Source organism: Enterococcus sp. AZ128, from assembly GCF_051714485.1.
Taxonomy (GTDB): domain Bacteria; phylum Bacillota; class Bacilli; order Lactobacillales; family Enterococcaceae; genus Enterococcus_A.
The window spans coordinates 1355950-1372801 of the sequence record NZ_JBIORZ010000001.1; the positions used below are offsets into that span (position 1 = coordinate 1355950).

At 33.4% G+C, this 16852-nt stretch carries 17 protein-coding genes and 1 pseudogene; 7 read left to right on the forward strand and 11 right to left on the reverse strand.

What is annotated here, in order from left to right:
• Nucleotides 1-10: 10 nt before the first annotated feature.
• On the reverse strand, nucleotides 11-2677 hold the full coding sequence (locus tag IGI38_RS06640; protein ID WP_438728103.1) for a bacterial Ig-like domain-containing protein: 2667 nt from the start codon (nucleotides 2675-2677) through the stop codon (nucleotides 11-13).
• A gap of 483 nt (nucleotides 2678-3160) precedes the next feature.
• Here IGI38_RS06640 and IGI38_RS06645 point away from each other — a divergent pair, with 483 nt between their 5' ends.
• Complete coding sequence (locus tag IGI38_RS06645; protein WP_438728105.1) at nucleotides 3161-4633, forward strand: helix-turn-helix domain-containing protein; 1473 nt, start codon at nucleotides 3161-3163, stop codon at nucleotides 4631-4633.
• A 347-nt stretch (nucleotides 4634-4980) separates the two neighbouring features.
• Here the strand turns inward: IGI38_RS06645 and IGI38_RS06650 are convergent, their stop codons facing one another.
• The 6 genes from IGI38_RS06650 to IGI38_RS06675 form a co-directional block, all read right to left on the reverse strand.
• Nucleotides 4981-5868, reverse strand: a complete 888-nt coding sequence (locus IGI38_RS06650) for an aminoglycoside 6-adenylyltransferase (RefSeq protein WP_438728107.1) — start codon at nucleotides 5866-5868, stop codon at nucleotides 4981-4983.
• Between the two features lie 959 nt (nucleotides 5869-6827).
• Nucleotides 6828-7976 (reverse strand): tyrosine-type recombinase/integrase, encoded by a 1149-nt coding sequence (locus tag IGI38_RS06655; protein WP_438728110.1) that lies wholly within the window; start codon nucleotides 7974-7976, stop codon nucleotides 6828-6830.
• A gap of 4 nt (nucleotides 7977-7980) precedes the next feature.
• Entirely contained in the window at nucleotides 7981-8166 is a 186-nt protein-coding gene (locus IGI38_RS06660) for a DUF3173 domain-containing protein (protein WP_438728112.1), read from the reverse strand.
• Between the two features lie 25 nt (nucleotides 8167-8191).
• On the reverse strand, nucleotides 8192-8341 hold the full coding sequence (locus IGI38_RS06665; RefSeq protein WP_438728114.1) for a hypothetical protein: 150 nt from the start codon (nucleotides 8339-8341) through the stop codon (nucleotides 8192-8194).
• A gap of 192 nt (nucleotides 8342-8533) precedes the next feature.
• Nucleotides 8534-8773: a helix-turn-helix domain-containing protein gene (locus IGI38_RS06670; RefSeq protein WP_438728116.1), complete on the reverse strand. Its 240-nt coding sequence runs from the start codon at nucleotides 8771-8773 to the stop codon at nucleotides 8534-8536.
• A complete protein-coding gene (locus IGI38_RS06675) occupies nucleotides 8766-9188 on the reverse strand; it encodes an RNA polymerase sigma factor (protein ID WP_438728118.1) in 423 nt (140 codons plus the stop codon). The genes IGI38_RS06670 and IGI38_RS06675 overlap by 8 nt, the downstream gene beginning before the upstream one ends.
• Nucleotides 9189-10239: 1051 nt before the next feature.
• Here IGI38_RS06675 and IGI38_RS06680 point away from each other — a divergent pair.
• The 6 genes and pseudogenes from IGI38_RS06680 (at nucleotide 10240) to IGI38_RS06705 (ending at nucleotide 12402) form a co-directional block, all read left to right on the forward strand.
• The gene (locus IGI38_RS06680) at nucleotides 10240-10398 is read left to right on the forward strand and encodes a Mu transposase domain-containing protein (protein ID WP_438730336.1); all 159 of its coding nucleotides are present in this window, start codon (nucleotides 10240-10242) and stop codon (nucleotides 10396-10398) included.
• Nucleotides 10365-10688: an ATP-binding protein gene (locus IGI38_RS06685; RefSeq protein WP_438730339.1), complete on the forward strand. Its 324-nt coding sequence runs from the start codon at nucleotides 10365-10367 to the stop codon at nucleotides 10686-10688. The genes IGI38_RS06680 and IGI38_RS06685 overlap by 34 nt, the downstream gene beginning before the upstream one ends.
• Before the next feature lie 388 nt (nucleotides 10689-11076).
• Nucleotides 11077-11295, forward strand: a pseudogene (locus IGI38_RS06690) (transposase family protein); the annotation flags it as partial.
• Between the two features lie 24 nt (nucleotides 11296-11319).
• A complete protein-coding gene (locus tag IGI38_RS06695) occupies nucleotides 11320-11562 on the forward strand; it encodes a hypothetical protein (RefSeq protein ID WP_438730417.1) in 243 nt (80 codons plus the stop codon).
• Nucleotides 11563-11604: 42 nt separating this feature from the next.
• Nucleotides 11605-11967: a transposase gene (locus IGI38_RS06700; RefSeq protein ID WP_438728120.1), complete on the forward strand. Its 363-nt coding sequence runs from the start codon at nucleotides 11605-11607 to the stop codon at nucleotides 11965-11967.
• A 240-nt stretch (nucleotides 11968-12207) separates the two neighbouring features.
• Nucleotides 12208-12402: a hypothetical protein gene (locus IGI38_RS06705; protein WP_438728122.1), complete on the forward strand. Its 195-nt coding sequence runs from the start codon at nucleotides 12208-12210 to the stop codon at nucleotides 12400-12402.
• A 242-nt stretch (nucleotides 12403-12644) separates the two neighbouring features.
• Here the strand turns inward: IGI38_RS06705 and IGI38_RS06710 are convergent, their stop codons facing one another.
• The 4 genes from IGI38_RS06710 to IGI38_RS06725 all read right to left on the reverse strand — a co-directional run bounded on the left by IGI38_RS06710 (nucleotide 12645) and on the right by IGI38_RS06725 (nucleotide 16356).
• Nucleotides 12645-13829 (reverse strand): class I SAM-dependent methyltransferase, encoded by a 1185-nt coding sequence (locus IGI38_RS06710; RefSeq protein ID WP_438728124.1) that lies wholly within the window; start codon nucleotides 13827-13829, stop codon nucleotides 12645-12647.
• A gap of 194 nt (nucleotides 13830-14023) precedes the next feature.
• Nucleotides 14024-14242, reverse strand: a complete 219-nt coding sequence (locus tag IGI38_RS06715; RefSeq protein ID WP_438728126.1) for a hypothetical protein — start codon at nucleotides 14240-14242, stop codon at nucleotides 14024-14026.
• Nucleotides 14243-14538: 296 nt separating this feature from the next.
• Nucleotides 14539-15366: a dTDP-4-dehydrorhamnose reductase gene (gene rfbD / locus IGI38_RS06720; RefSeq protein ID WP_438728128.1), complete on the reverse strand. Its 828-nt coding sequence runs from the start codon at nucleotides 15364-15366 to the stop codon at nucleotides 14539-14541.
• Nucleotides 15367-16356: a TDT family transporter gene (locus IGI38_RS06725; RefSeq protein ID WP_438728130.1), complete on the reverse strand. Its 990-nt coding sequence runs from the start codon at nucleotides 16354-16356 to the stop codon at nucleotides 15367-15369.
• Nucleotides 16357-16852 lie beyond the last annotated feature (496 nt).

Genomic DNA, 16852 nt, shown 5'->3' on the forward strand with positions numbered 1-16852 from the left:
ACCACTTCCCCTATGGTGTTGCTGCAAGTTTCCATACAATATTCGATTTATTCTCATTGGCTGAAGCCCCCTTAGGAACGGTTAATGTCGGAAACAATTGCAACTCCGTTAAGATCTTTTTATTTTTAATTCCATTGGTATCTACCTCAGCTACCAATTGTAGGTCACCATTAATCAGTACATCTTTTTCAGTCGTTACATAATTAACTGAGGTCGGATTCAACATTAAATCTAGTCCCTCATCGTTCCATACTTTTGTGTCTGGATCGTTAGAATCATATTTTACTTGCAGTTTCCATCCTTTTTCTTTTTGCGGATCTTGTGTATCTTTTACTGTCATCTGACAATCAGATAACGTTTGTTGCTGCTCTTTACCATTTAAGCGCACAGAATCAAATTTCATCAGATTTTGAGAAAGATCATAAAAATCGAGTTGATTACTATAAAAATAGGTCCAAGTTACTGACACTTTCTTTTCAAAACCTACAATCTTAGAAATATCATATGTGATTGTATAAACACCAGGTACTTGGTCGTTTACCTCTTTAGGACTATAGCTAACATCGATATCTGAATAAGGTATTGTTTTATTCGCGTTATCATGTGCATCGTCGAATAATTTTTCCGGATTAAATTTTGTTCCGACCGAAAAACCGCCGGAATGCGCACCAATAGTTGCATAAGATTGTATAACCTCCAAATCAGTCTTAGCTTTTAATCCTAAGTATTCATAATTAATTTCATATTTCCCAACTTTTTGAGTATCCACCTGATCAACAGGGACTTTTTTATCCCCATCAATTTTATTTATGGATACCGTTACTTCGTTAAAATCCCCTTCTTTTCCATCAGGATCAAGTAAAGTAGTAACTTCTTGTTCAGGATTCCATTGGCTGTATTGATAGATAGTATCCTGAGGTTTGACACGGAGGCTTGCTTTGTCTATATTAACCATTATCTCCTTTTCATTAGAATAACGTTTATCTTTGTCATCAAGATCAGTTATTCTGAATGTTAGTTTAAATTCCCCGGTTTTTGGCATGGCTTCAGCTAAACATTCAAAACTAACACAATCATCGCTGACCGTCAGACCTCTCAAATCTTGTTCTCCAATTTTCTGGAAGTTCGCTTGTTTATCACTAGAAGTTTTTTCTTCAATTTGTATTTTTCTGGTTGTGGGTGATTTCACTGTTAAAACAACCGGAATTTCTTGTCCGACATGAAAAGTAGTATTACCAGATGCGAAAGCTACTTTCTCAATACTAGGAATCTGATAATCATCCTTATTGACCCGCATTAATGTACTGTCTGTTGGATCGGTTGTATCACCCACAGGTGGCATAACTAAGGTATTCCCTTGTGAATCTTTGCCCTTAAATGAATAAGTAGTGATCAAATTGCTTGTTTTTGAAGAAACTGAGACAGCATCACTATTTTCCACTTGATGTGTATGGAAGTTTATTACTCGTGTAAATCTTTGCCGCACGTAATCATCGGTCCAATCTGTTGGATTATCCTGCCTTTGATTAATTGAAAAACTGGGTTCTAATAATTCTCCTGGCAACATCTTTTTTGTTCCAGGCGTCTCAGGATATTCTGTTGCATCTTGAGTATTATAATTTGATAACGGACTATTCTTATCGCCACTATCCCAAGGTGAAATATAAGAGGACCAAGTTGGAACTGATCCCTGAATTCCAGTAATAATTTGATGTTTTTTGTTATCAGAAGCTTTATTAGCAGCTTCTAATAAGCTTGACGACCTTAACCACATGTCTGCACTAGCTGTCCAAATATAGTTGACCGTATTTGTTGTATCCGGTGTAATTATGTTATTTTTCTGATAGGTTCTCCCAAAAAAATCAGCTGACAAAGCAAATTGATCTCTGTCAGTCCCATCTTCTAAAACGTTCGATACGGGTAACCTTTGTTTTGTTAATTCTTTATTTTTTGTATAATCGTTAGGATCGCCATCTTTCATTAAGGTTGCAACATCTAAGTCAAAATGTAATTCAAACTTAATTGCTTTGCTATCAGGCTCATTTTTCCAAATATCATAAACTTGCCCGGCTGATAGATCAACTGAGTCTCCACGTTGACAAAACATTACCTGATGATCGGTATCAACACCGCTGTAATCCTGAACTGAATCTCCCCAACCTGGAGAACCATCTTCTGTGCTCCCTGAAAAAGTTCTCATACCTTTGGTAGAAGTGATTCCTATTCGCGTATCCTGTTGACCACTTATTGAGTAGAAGTTGTCAGGTTTATCTCTATAAGCTTTGTCATAGGCCGCTTTAAAATTATCTGCACTGATATTTTCTGGTATATGGAACATCAGTGCATATTGCATACCGGATGTATTAAATGTCCCTACGGTAATAGAAACTGTATTGGACGTATCTATAGTTCCATATAACTTTACATGCAACTTTCCCCCGTAGGTTTGATCCGGACCATTTCCACCATCGTGCGTCATCTCTATTCCGTAAGGTAAATCTGTTCTTAAGTCAATTGCTAACCCACCTGCTTGATGCAATGAATCTGCATAGCTGCTCTGACAATCGAAGCTAACAGAATAAAAAATGATTAGTAAAAAAAAACAAAGTTTTAAAAGTGGAATAGTCTTCTTTCGTTCCATTATCATAGAAATCATATTGTGTGTTTCCTTTGTCATTTATCCCTCACCTTGAACCTTTACAGTCTATCAAATAGAAATCCTAATTAAACTTTCAAAATATAAGCATAAAAAATTGATCAAAACTAGAACGAAGGCTTATTTTCTTACAATACATCAACATGCTTAACAGTTTCTTCTTTCATTTACTTATGAATTAGTAACCCTATTGAAAAATTCTTAATAAAAACCGATGATTTTTTTCAGAGCCTAACAAAATACTTCTTCACCTATTTTTTTAAGGTCTTTCTTTCTCTTAGTTATTTAGATGAATTACCAACCAATAAATTGTGTTACTTGATAATTTTTCTTACTATTAGCTTACCAATTTAGCAAAGTACTTTCTATTCACAATTAACGTACAGCCATATACGTTAATTGTGACGATATTTTTCATTTTTCCTTGTGCTATTATATCTATGCTAGATCTTAATAATTTCGTCTTATAATAAGATCCGATCAGACTTGGTGGAGGTATCAGAAATGTTTCCTAATTATCTAAAAAAAGAACTTAGCATGTTGTTCTATATTGTCAAGAGAACTCACACATCATTGAATGAAATTTCAACAACATTGAGTGTTTCAAAACGTACAGTGAAAGAAAACCTAATAAAAATAAATCGAGCATTTGCTGATTTCCGTTCGATGAATGATTTCATTATTTCAAGTAGTAGTGGCGTTATTTGTGTTAATTCTAAGTATCGACATTGTGCTGTAGAATATGCCTACGGATTAAAACTTGATCTGTTAAAAACCAATGCTCAGTTTAATTACTGTGTTCAACTTGTTACTCATTCTAAAATTGATAAAGAAGACTTAATTAAGTTGCTGTACATCTCTGAACACTATTTAGTAAAGCTAACCCAACAGCTGAATGTATTTTTTAAATCCTATAATATTTGCATTGTAAATACTCGTGGCGTATATAGCCTTAAAGGGAATGAGTTGTCTATTCGTATCTTTTCCTATATTTTCTTACAAGATTCTTTTCAAGAATTAGAGTGGCCTTTTTGTGAGATAAGTATTCAAGAAATTAAGGAAAAAATTCCCAATGAAATTCTCGAAAGCTCGTACAAAAGGTCTAAGACTAAAAAACGTGCATTATACATCTTGTATGCAGTATTACAAACTAGAATCAGCAATCAAAGTTTCTTAAGAATGCCTGCTTCAAAAAATTTAATGGTTTTTTTTAGACTAATCTGTCAACACTACGATGTTGCGTTAATTTTTTATGAAGATTCTTTTAGTTCTCTTAATTTGGAAACTAGAAGAAGCGAAATTCTCTATTTTAACTTTTTATCAAGAATTTTTATTCCTTATATCTTCTCTAGAGAACAAAAAAAAGAGCTGGGTCAGCTCTTTTTACAGTCTAATCATCCTTATTGTCAGTTAGCAAAAGAGATATTCTACCAGGTATCTTTTCTGCTAACTGATAATAAAAGCAAAGAATCTATCTATCAATACATTTATTATATAACTATTTTTAATACCTGGTTCTTTTTAACAGAAGGGAACTATCCCGTTTTCTTAGAGCTATATATGCCACAACTTGATATTTATCTACCTGATAACAATGAGTATTTCAACTCAATCAAACGAATAGTTTCAAAGACAATTGATAAAAGTGATCAAATTGAACTACTTAGTAGGCTGCTGTATACTTTATCCATTTCAGAAAAAGAACCAGAACTAAAAATCTATCTACAAATCATTAAGGATTTTTCAGCTGATTACTTCATTAAAAATCGGCTATCTTCATTGTATAATGAGCATAATATCTATATCACTGATGACTATTCAGCGGCAGACATTATCATCACAGATTCCTTCGAAAAATCCGCTACTAACAAAGAAATTTTCTATTTAGACTCAATTGGAAACGAGGAATGTTGGCATGAATTAACTGAATTAATTCAGCAAAAATATATAGAGAAACTCACTTTGGAATATCACTAAATTCATCAAAAAAGAACGATTCTGTGCAGCTCATTCCTCATTGGTTTTGGCCATCCGTATAATCAATAATGAACATCGTTAAAATCGAGTTAACTTATTGGTTTGTAAGTTAACTCGATTTTACTGTGTGATGAGTCGTACCTAATCTCCAAATTTTTAGAAGAAAGTGCCTCGTATTCAAATTATTCTTTCGTATGATCCATCCTACTTCACTGTTATAAAATCAGTAATTCTCTATAGAAGTTCTCCTTCGTAAATCCTCCACTGAATCTTCATAATTTCAATAGCGATATTTAAAAACATTGAGTAACTTGGTCATTATTAGTTACATAATGCAATTAACATTTTTATAGAGGCCCTCTCAAGTGCTGAAATGTTTTTGCCAATACAGGTTCGCTTTTACTTAATAAATATTCAAATGCTACATTTTCATAATCGCGTAAGAGTTTTTCATCCAAACAAAACATATCTTCCAGTCTATCCGATATTTCTATTTCAAGTAGCGCCATAATTTTTAATACGTTAAAAATTGAATCCTTTGAATCAGTGCGATATGTTTGCCAAAGTAGTCGCGAATTTTTTTCAGGTAAATAATTTAAAATTTGAGTATTAAACTTTCCATAGCTTCGATTAAATCCATGGTGACTTCCAACCTCCCAAGCAGTAATTCTTAATAATTCGTTACGCGTGATATTCAGATAAAACTGAGCTAACAGAAAATCTTCTCGAATGTTTGCCTTTAATGTATTGATATATTGCCACCAAAATTCATTGATAGAACTATTTATGGTAGTCCCCGTTGGTTTGTTTATATGGTACTGTTGATCGCTTGGAATGATCTCTTCTTGAAGTAAATAATCTTTATCAGAAATAATTTTTGTAAGTGTGTCTTCTTTTAAATAGGTGTGAATCTGATTAATCGTTCGAAACTGCATATCAATACGTACCCCATTCTTATACTGCACTAAAAAGATATAACCATCCTTACTCGGAAAACTAGGCTCATAAATACAACTTAACTCAGGTTCGGAAAGTAGAAGGATTTCTCCAAACTGATTTAGAAAAGTTTTATCTAAGCTATACTTTTTGATATTATTCGTAAAAAAAACAACATCGTAATCCTGAAACTTATCACTAGGTATATTCGTATTTACTTTAGATCCGTTCATTGCAAATAGACGCAAATCATCATTTTTATAAAAAAAATCCTTTAACATAGCTAACGTCTTTCCCATTTGTTTCCCACCTTTCATGCGAAATTTTTGTATGTTAATTTATAGTGAAATTCAACCAAATTGGTTTATATTATTAGGCGTTCATTGATGATTTCAGTAACTAATAAGGAAGACCCGAACACGTTTTTCTTCAATTTTTATAGAGTCGATTTTGAAAAACTCAACTTTTTACATGACTACTTAAAACTAGTACTTATGACTATTCAAATCCAATAACCAGTCGTTTACAATAGTATAACCGCTTACCAATAAAATGATAAATTAGCCCTAATAATTTAAATATAGATTTTAGGAAAAGAATCAAACCTCCTTCTATCACTAACGAAAACATTTGAAAGAGTATTCAAGCAAAAAACATCCCCTTCTCAAGATAAACAATACTCCTGTGTATACTGATGATTATTAGAATAGCTAAAATAATATATAAACTATTAAGATAGCGGATTCATGCTACTATCCTCAGAGCCGACTCGTACTTTTTTATAGAACTGCAAGGATTTATGCGAAGTAAAATTTTTATATAGTTTTTTTCAAACAGATTTAGCAAAGTATGCATATCTTCAATTGTGCTTCTCTGCCAATTCCAATTGAATAAAGTTAGTATTTCTCCTAAGCGACTTTAGTCGATTCCCACCTTCAAAAATAACCTTTCAATCTCTATTTTTAGTCACGAAAAAGACACCTTTCACCAAGATGCCTCAATCGTATATTATGCTAAAAATAAATTGTCACAATAGTTTAATCAGTCTTAAATCATTATTCCTATAAATTTAACGAAGTAAATGGATTGATTCTATAGACTTTCAAACTACAAAAAACTATTTCTTCTTAGGTTCATCCTCATCCATTTTCGATTCCGACAACTAGCCGCTAAAGCCCGGTATATCAACATCGAAAATTCGAAAATCGACTAAAAACGGCTCGTGACAGTAATTTGACAGCAGTAAATCGCAAAAAAATTACACTTTAAATTTAGTAAACTCATCTGCTAAAGTTTGATTGGTATCGGGATAAAGATGCCCATACTTATCTAAAGTTGTCTTAACAGAAGAATGCCCCAAGCGCTTTGAAACAGCATAGATATTGTTATTATGCTCAATCAAAAATGCCACATGAGAATGGCGTAAACCATGTAAGTGAATTGGTTTGACACCAGCTACTTCAGCTAATTTTTTTACTCGACCTAAAAATGTCTTTGGAGATGGCGGTAAACCATCAAAGGTAAAAATAAAACCCAAGTCATCCCCAATCGTTTTTTGAGATTCTTTCCATTCCCTTAAGTCTTCTATCGTTTGCTTGTCTAGAGTAATCGTTCGGATACTTGAAGTATTTTTAGTATCTGAGAAATCATAATCTGTTCTTGTTCGAATATATAGTGACTTACTCACACTACAAGTTCCTTTACGAAAATCGATATCTGGCCATTGTAGTGCAAAAAGTTCTTCACTTCTAAGTCCTGTCACGAATAAAAAACGCATCATTCGTTTATAAAAGGCTTCTTGGAAATCACAGCGATAAGAACAATTGTATACTTTCTTAAATTCATCAACAGTCCAAAATGCCACAACCGATCGTTGGGTTCTAATTTTCCCAATGGTGTCTACCGGATTCTCATCAATGACTTCCAAAACTACCGCACGTTTAAAAATAATCCGTAACTTATTAAAGATCTGTTTAATATAATTGTTCGAAAGCGGACGTATTTTTCCTTCTTTATTCGTGACAGAACATTCTTGAACAAGAAATTGTTGAAACTCTTGAATATGAATCGGTCTAATTTTTTCCATTTGCATTTTTCCAAAATAGGCTAAAGCACGTTTTAAAGTCTTATCGGTTTTTACGTAAGTTTTCTCAATCGTCCCAAGTTTATACCATGGAAAAAAATACTTCTTATAAAACTCACGAAAAGTAATCCCTTGTAAATAAATTTCTTGAGAATCAGAGTAGTTCTTTTTTAATTCCTCCATCGCATCTTTTGCTTCTTTTTGCGATTTAAATCCTCTTCTAGTGGGTTGGATTCTCTTTCCGAAACGATCATAACCCAAAGTCAATGAAAAATACCACGTTCCTCTCTTCTCGTCTTTGTACACATTTGCAACTCTTCTCATTGCACTATTCCTCCCAAGAAATATGCAAGACCTCTTCTAATACAGAAATTGGGATCCGTTTTATCTTTGAATTTTGATAAAATGAGTAGCCCTCTTTCACTAGAAGTCTCTTACACTCCTTGAAGATTTTGTCAGCATAGTATTGAGAAAAACCTAATTCAATTATGTCTTTTCGAGTAGCTGTCTTCATTATACCGCCTTCCTCTTGAATTGTCTTACGCTCCAGTCACATCAGCTAAAAAACTTGATGGATTTGCTTCATCGATCAGCTGCTTCGCAAAAGCACATAGGAATCTCACCTCCCCCCAGTTATGGCGGGCCAATTTGGTTACGGAAGTATCATTATCTAATTTTCTGACTCGCATCTAACTATTTAAACGCTCCAAACAGAGTTTTTCATGGCGTAGTCTGATTCAAAATCTGAAAACTTACGTACTGATAGATTTTCTATTGAATTTTCAAAGAACAGCAAGCTGTTTTTCAGCCTATGAAAACCTTATTTGAATCTGTTTATAAAACTTACATAGAACGAAAAATGGAAAGAGGAAGGCATTTTACTAACGATTAATATCGAACATCATGACTTTTTCAATCAACTTACTTTCTAAACTTCTACGTATAAACTCATCTATATAAACGGTCGAAACTGTACCATCTACATACTTGTTTCGCAACGAGAGGCTTACAATATAACCTTGATAATGATGTAAAACTTCTGTCATTGCACACGGCTCTCCTGAAGATGCTGCGGTAATAGTTTCTATTGACAATGAAAAACCGGATGAGTACTTATTCATAGTATTGCTCCTCCATTAGCTCCTTCAGTTCCTCTTCAGCCTTTTTGCGTTGATACCATATAGCACCGATACTCATCCCAATTACATCTGCTATTTCACGGTCATTAAAACCGGCAAAATAGTACAGTAAAATAATTTTTCGTCTAGCTTCGCTGAGTTGGTTAATAGCTTCTGCTAAAACAAGGTTTGAAACTAACAATTCCATCCCAAAAGCGACAAAAATTTCACTATTCTCTACAGAAGTATCAGTTACTTGAAAAGATGATATTACCGATTTGGGTATCTCAGTTAAGGAAATTTGACGTTTTCTTAGTCGTGCGTATTGCTTTTTGATATTTCTTGCTTCATTACGAATAACAGTTTTACAAAAACTATCAAAAATTTGAATAATGCGGGAATCAAACAAATGGTCCATAATCTTTCCTCCTTTAAAATCAAACAAAGATTCTGTAACACATTACTTTCCCCTTTCCACTACTAATACAATTTAGAGAGCTCGATTTTTCGAAGAAATTAAAAAAACGTATAGACAAAATTGTCTATACGCTTCACAAATATTCACTACGAAAATTTTTATTACTTTTTACTACCGTAAAGAAAAGAGCATCCATAATTTTGTGTGAGTTTAAAAAAATAGAAATATTTATATAGCAAGAACTTTAATGATTACTTCCGACCGGCAAAGAATCTCTAGCTATCCCCTATAAAAATTTCTAGATAAACACATTTTGAGATATCATAAAGCTTCTAATTGCAAACTTTAAATTTCATTTCGCAATATTACTTATTTTCTAAAATAAGCTACTTACGAAAAATTCTCTAAACACACGAAAGTGAGAACTAAATAGCTTACTCTATTCCTTATTTTGGCTTATTAGTCTAATTGATAAAACCGTCATTAAATCATACACCGGAATTAAGATGGTCATCAATGTTCTCTCTTGATTACATTACCTGTTTGATCATAGTTTATACTATTGGATTGGGGCAACTACTGATTCGACTTTCAATGTGAACAACTTATTTCAGTATGTTTTTATTGTTCAAATCAAACAATAGAAACATCTTATTTAGACCTATCATTATAAAAATAGCAGTAAAAAATTATTGAAATATAATTTAATAAATTTGTGAAAAAATATGTAATAATAATACACAAGTGTGGGATAACTATCATTTTTAAGAGTTTAGTAAAGATGCCGAATTTAAAGCTCTCACATGTCGCGCCTACTGGACTAAAATGAAAGAATCGGTAAACTGTTGAACGGATAAAACCATATGATTATGAGTTTTATGATACTGTCGACTTAATTAGTTTAGTAAATACACTACTCTGTTATGACTTTAACTACGAAGAAATTTCTCAAGCCACCTATCAACAAACGATTGTTTTGTGGAATCTCGAAGAAAAGTCGACGTTGCTACCTGTTAATAAAGATTTACTATCTCCTTATTTTGAGAACGATATGATCCGCATTGTCACAAATGAATCAATAGTCAATTTCAAAAAAAACAAGTACTCTATCCCCACTAAATATATTGGTTCTGAAATGGAGATTGAGAAAGATCCAAATGAAATCTATATTGAGATATACTTACAGGGAGAACTTATCCAGACTCATTAAATAACTGGACGGAAGCTAAACTTGCGCATTTTCCTACAATCAAAACTCTCGAAGGATCTGACTTTGATTTTCAACCAAGTATCAATAAACAGGAGGTCTTACAGCTTCAAAGTTTTCATTTTTTAGAAAGCTATACAAATATCTGTTTTTTAGGAATTAGCGGTGTAGGTAAAACTCATTTGGCAACGGCAATCGGGCTAGACGTGTGTGTACAAGGCGTAAAAACCAAGTTCATTCTTTTTAGCAATCTCATTGATAAATTAATTCTGCGAGTCAAAAAGGGGCTTTAGCTCGAACACTGAAAATATTTACCAATATTCCATTATTAATCATAGATAAAATTGGTTTCACTCCAATTGATAAAAAACAAGCAAATTGATTTATCATTTAATGTCCCGTAAATATAAACAAGCCTCTACAATTATTATTAACAATAGTCCTTTTTCAATGTGGGCTAAAATTTTTGACACACTACAGTTTTCGCTGCAATCTCGGATCGGTTAATCCATCATTCAAAAGTTTTTTAAATTACAGGCAGCTCGTATCGTTTTAAGTACTATCATTTGGATAAAGAAAATGATAAAAGCCTATAGCCAACATCATCTAACGGCATAAAACTACATTTTCAAGGGTCTTTCCCCTTTTCGTTTAAAAGCTTGATATACTAGTAAATAGAATATGTTAGATAGGAGAAATCTTTCATGGAGTTTTCACTTCCAAATTTTCAATGCACATCCCATAAGGAAAAAGAAGGGCGATAAATTGAGCTCTAGTAGCTATTTGTACCCTAAATGCCAGATCGAATCATTCACCGTTCATTCGTTTTATACCAAAAACATTCAAGACTTACCTATAAGTGGAAAGTCTGTTTTTGTGCTTGTTAAAGCTAGAAGATTTAAGTGTAAAAATAGGGATTGTTCGATGAGTTACTTTACACAAACCAGTGAATTCACATCTACTGGTTCAACAAAAACAATTCGTTTAGAAGACCTGATTTTTGATATTGCGACCCATATGAGTCTTCTTCAAGCAACTGATAGTTTACGAAACATGGGTATCCAAACCAGTAAAAGTGCGATTACTAGACTTTTTAAAAAAAGTACTTCCCACATTGATTCGTCGGTTTCTGTTGCTTGCTTAGATGACTTTGTTTTGCGAAAATGACAATCTTACGGTTCTATTCTGATTGATGCGTAGTCTAGAAAAGTGATAGATCTGATTCCTTCAAGAAAACTCTCAGATGTTCAAGAATGGCTCCAAAATTTTCCAGACCTAACATTTATTATTCGAGATGGTTCTCACACTTTTCGAAGTGTGATTTCTGAAGTATCTTCTGATATTATACAAATTGCGGATCGGTTTCATGTGTTGAAAGCTCTAACGGATCACGCAGTGAAAGCACTTCGAACCTTAATCCCCAGAAAAATTGAATTAGGTGAAGAAATAAAGAAAAGTACTTCCAAGCAATTAACCTTTGCTCAAAATCAAAAACAGCTACTTCGTTCGGTCGTACGAGAAAAGCGAACCGAAGGTTGGAAATATGTTGAAATTGCTCGCTTTTTCCAGTAGATCCTCGAACAGTTAAACGATATTGCTATCCACAAATTGATGTATTAGACGATCATCAACAGAAATCTTCCAATAGTAAAATCGATTATTATGTGATACGCCTACAGCCGCTGTTACTAAAGCATGAAAGATTATATGATGTGTATGAAGCTCTAGTTACTGAAGGCTACTCTAGAGCCTTTTCGACTTTTCAAAAATCCTACAGGCAAGCGCTGAAATCTTACAACAATTACTAAAAAAATGTTTCGAAGACCAATCATCAAATTATTGTTCATGAAAGATCTCTCGCTTAATGGATTAGATGAGACGACTCGCTATGTGTTGAAATCAGAATCAAAAGTCTTAGGCATACTTCAACTGGTAGCGACATTTCGTAAAATCTTATCCGGTAATAGTCTCGATGCGTTAGATCAGTGGATCAGCATTGTACAGTAGACATCTCAATTCGTTTTTAAATGGATTGGAGCGTGATAAGGATGCCATCCAAGACGCATTGATTTTTTCAGAACTGTCAAACAGCCTAGCCGAGGGTAAGATAAATAAGCTAAAGAAAATAAAACGAATGATGTTTGGCCGTTGTCACTTTCAAAAACTAAAAATAAAAGTTCTACTATCTGAAAAATGAACGGAATCAACAAATCGGGGAAAGACCCATTTTCAAATGGCCATTGACATTATTAATCATAAATATATTTTCTAGTCATGGGTAATCCCTCCCCTGAACTCCCTTTTATTAGTAAATATTGAACAATATCAATATTTCCAGACTCAAAACTTGCTGCGCAGGATTGAAGGTAAAGGCTCCACATTCTAGCAAAAGGAAGGCCCATTTTTTTTTCTACTTTATTAAAAACTGATTGATAATTTGTATTCCAAATCTCAAGAGTTTTCTGATAGTGGCGGCGAAGAGGCTCTAAATCATCTAATTGTAATTTCGCATTCATGATGTGATTAATATTTTCAGAAATATTTGGAATGTATCCTCCTGGAAATATATATTTAACGATAAATGGATCAACACCGGCTCCCTGATGTTGTCCTGTAATTCCATGAATAAGTGCTCTTCCGTTTGTTTTTAAATAATCATAGATTTTTGAAAAATACAATCCTAAATTATCTTTTCCAACATGTTCAAACATCCCTACAGAAATAATATAATCAAAGTCTTTTTCGCCTAAATCGCGATAATCAAGCATAAATACTTTAACTTTATTTTGAAGTCCTAAAATCTCTATCTTTTTATTAATATATAAGTATTGTTCTTCCGATAATGTAATACCGACTGTGTAAAGCCCATATTTTTGTGCAGCGGTAAATATCACATTACCCCATCCACAACCAATATCCAGTAATCGTTTTCCAGGCTTAGTGTCTAATTTTTTCAAAATGTGATGCACTTTTGCTATTTGAGCTTCTTCTAAATTCATATTTTCAGATTCAAAATATGCACATGAATAAGTCATAGTGCTATCAAGCCACATCTGATAGAATTCATTTCCGATATCATAATGAGCGTGTATGTCCTCTAGGGAATTTTTTTTTGAATGGTTCCCTAAGTATGAAAGAATTAACTTTCCAAATTTAGATTGATCAGTAATGAAACTTCCTCTTTTTTTATATGCAGAAGTTACTAGCTCTTGAATACTACCATCAATTTCAATTTTTCCGTACATATAAGCTTCAGCAAGTGTTAACGTTGGCGTATTTACTAAACCATCAAGTGGAAGCTTTTCATTGATTTTTATACGAGCTCGTGAATCATTATTACCATATTTTTCGGTTTCATTATCCCAATAAGTAACTTCAATTGGAACATCAAAAGCATTTTCCAAAGCATTTCTCATTACGTTTTTTTCAAACATCTATTTAACCAACCTTTTTATATGATATTTATTCATAAATTATTTTTACCTCAGCACGTGATTAAAGCTAATTTAATAATTAAAAGTAAACTGAACCTTGTTAACTGACATCGTCAAAATGGATATGAAAATTTCATATCTATTTTAATACTACATATCAAGTCAAAAAAAATATAATCTAACTTTTAAAGTAATTAAAATTTTGAAATATTAAATTCTGTACAATTAATAATTGGTTCAGTAGTCGATTTTATTGAGTTGCCTTGTTTGTATATCTCTTTTTTACTGACAAGATGTGGAACCGTTTTACTTATAACTAATATAGTATTAATATATATTTTTGTTATTCGGCCTTTTATTATTTCACCATCAATATTTTTCACAGTAATACTATCACCAACATCATAAATCATTTTTTTCTCCTTAATTTCATTATAATAAAATATTATTAATCTTTTATCAGGCTTTTTTCACTATTCGTATTTATTTGTTATGAACTTCTCATTAACATCAAGCTTTTATATTTAAATAATCATTTTGTCAATCAAATAGTGATATCCTGATTTTTTCATTTTCATACTAATTTTTATTATGAAAAACTATACTAATGATTATTGCATTATGTTAAATTTTAGATTGACAATTTGGTATTTATTTTTATCATTGCACTAAGTTCAGCTTGAGAACCTTTATATTAAAAATATAGAATTTATTTAAGGTTTTCGACGGTTTCCTGCCAAGTTGGCAGTTCAAAACCAAGCGCTTTGGTTTTACTTAAATCCATAATCGCGTATTGCGGGCATTTCGCTTCCCGCTGATAGTCTTTTGACGCTATCGGTAATATCTCTATATCTGTTTCTTTCAGCAGTTCTTTTGCAAACTCATACCAAGAACAGCTATTCTCATTCGACAGATGATAGACACCAAAGGGCGATTGATTTTCAATAATAAACAGCATGAATTCCGCTAACGTTCGGGTCCATGTGGGACGGCCAAATTGATCATTTACAACGGTTATCCGTTTCTGGGTCTCGGCTAAGTTTTGAACGGTAGAGACAAAGTTCTTCCCATACTGACCAAATACCCATGAAGTTCGAATGATATAATAGTCATCCAAGATTTCCTGAACCAATTTTTCTCCCGCAAGCTTTGTTCGACCATATTCATTTAATGGGTTGGTTTCATCATCCACTTGATACAGCTTATCTTTCTGCTCGCCGTCAAAAACGTAATCCGTACTAATGTAGACCAAAGTTGCGCCAACAGCTTTGGCTGCTTCGGCCACATTGCGAGTCCCTTCAATATTAATTTTTTCAGCGGATGCTTTCCCGCGAGTTTCTGCCTGATCAACTGCGGTATAGGCAGCACAATGATAAATGACCGTCGGCTTTAATTCATTAATAAAGCTAGAAACCGCTGTTTTATTGGTAATATCCAGTTCCTTAGAACCCGTGGCTACATAGTCGATTCCCTTTTCATCTAGCAAATAGCGAAGTTCTGTCCCTAATTGACCCGTTCCACCTGTTATTAAGATCATTCATCTCTGCTCCTTTTTACTATTATTCTCACCTTTTAAATGTAGCAGTTTTGCTTGATTACTCAAGTGAAGAACATATCTGAACAATACATAGCTAACTACTAAAATCGCCACACCTGTTTCAAAAATGCTCAAAAGTTCAGTAATCCTTGATAATGTCGGAGACCCTGCAAAAAAGTGAGAGACTTTAAAGATCGCCGTAGCTGATATCACCATTGGAAAGGTAAATGCCGCATAGCTAGGATAAAAATCAACTTTCAGCATCTTTCTCAAATAAATGACGATCCCAAAATATATAAGTTGGGATAGAACCATTAAGCTGAGAACTATTGGCAACGAAGCATCTTTAAAAACGGAAAGGTATCCAGCTAAACACAGCGAACCTGGCGCTGTCAAAATAGTGATTAAAGGAATCGCAGCGTCTTCCATTTTTTTCGGATGTGCTAAGCGTTTGATGATTATCGGCAATAAAATGAGATACGTTCCTAATGCCAGCCAAATCACCGCTTCGCCTAATTCTTTGACAAATACTTCAGAGGTATTAGGAATAACACCAATCCCGACAAAGGTAATGAACCAACTAGGGTAGATACACTCAAGTGTTACCTTAACTGGGAAGATGTGAGCGACAATGAAATAAAGCATTAACCCAAGGTGAACGATAATGGACACCAGCCAAATCACACTGACAATCAATGAACCTGGAAACAAACGATTTAGAAAGACGCAAATGACCATCCAGGCCATCGTAAAGGTTGGTGCAACAGACGCGATAATCGGATTTCTCAGATCTGCTAATGTTTCCTTCAATGTGAAGAGCAACTTCATGACAAACAGAAGCATAATAAAACTGCCGATTAAACAAAATAAAGTTCCTATTCCTCTGAATCCTTCTGAAAACAATAAATTTCCTAGTGAGACGGTTCCTAATATCAATCCGCAAATTGGAATAGGGATCGCTTTTAAAAAGCCTTTGATCTTATCATTCATAAAATCATCCTTGTATACTAATTTTAGGGTTTTAATCTTCCGATTGTTGAAGGAGAATCCTAAAAAACCTTTGTTATATTTTTATTAGTATTTCCTCGTTTATTTGAGAAAACATACTTAATGGACTGAGAGATTGAATCGGTTAATCAGAGTTTTTAGACTCGGACTTGAAAGGCTGAACTCTTCTTTCTATTAAGCTATTTGCAAATGAGCTAGATGTTGCGTATTTTCATGGCTACGTCTCTAGAACAAGGTAGTGACGATTTTCAGTTGAGTGGTAATAAATCCAATTCCTTTTAAGAAGGTGCTTCTATGTTCTATCACGGTATTGATATTTGTAAAAGAATCCATGTCGCTTCGATAATGAATGATGAAGGGAAAAATGTCCTTAAGGGTTTCTCCTTCTCAAATTCTTTGGAGGGTGCTACCGCTCTATAGAAACAGTTATAATCTTTTTCTGCTTACTTTGAGGCGTATCTTGTTGGGATGGAAGCTA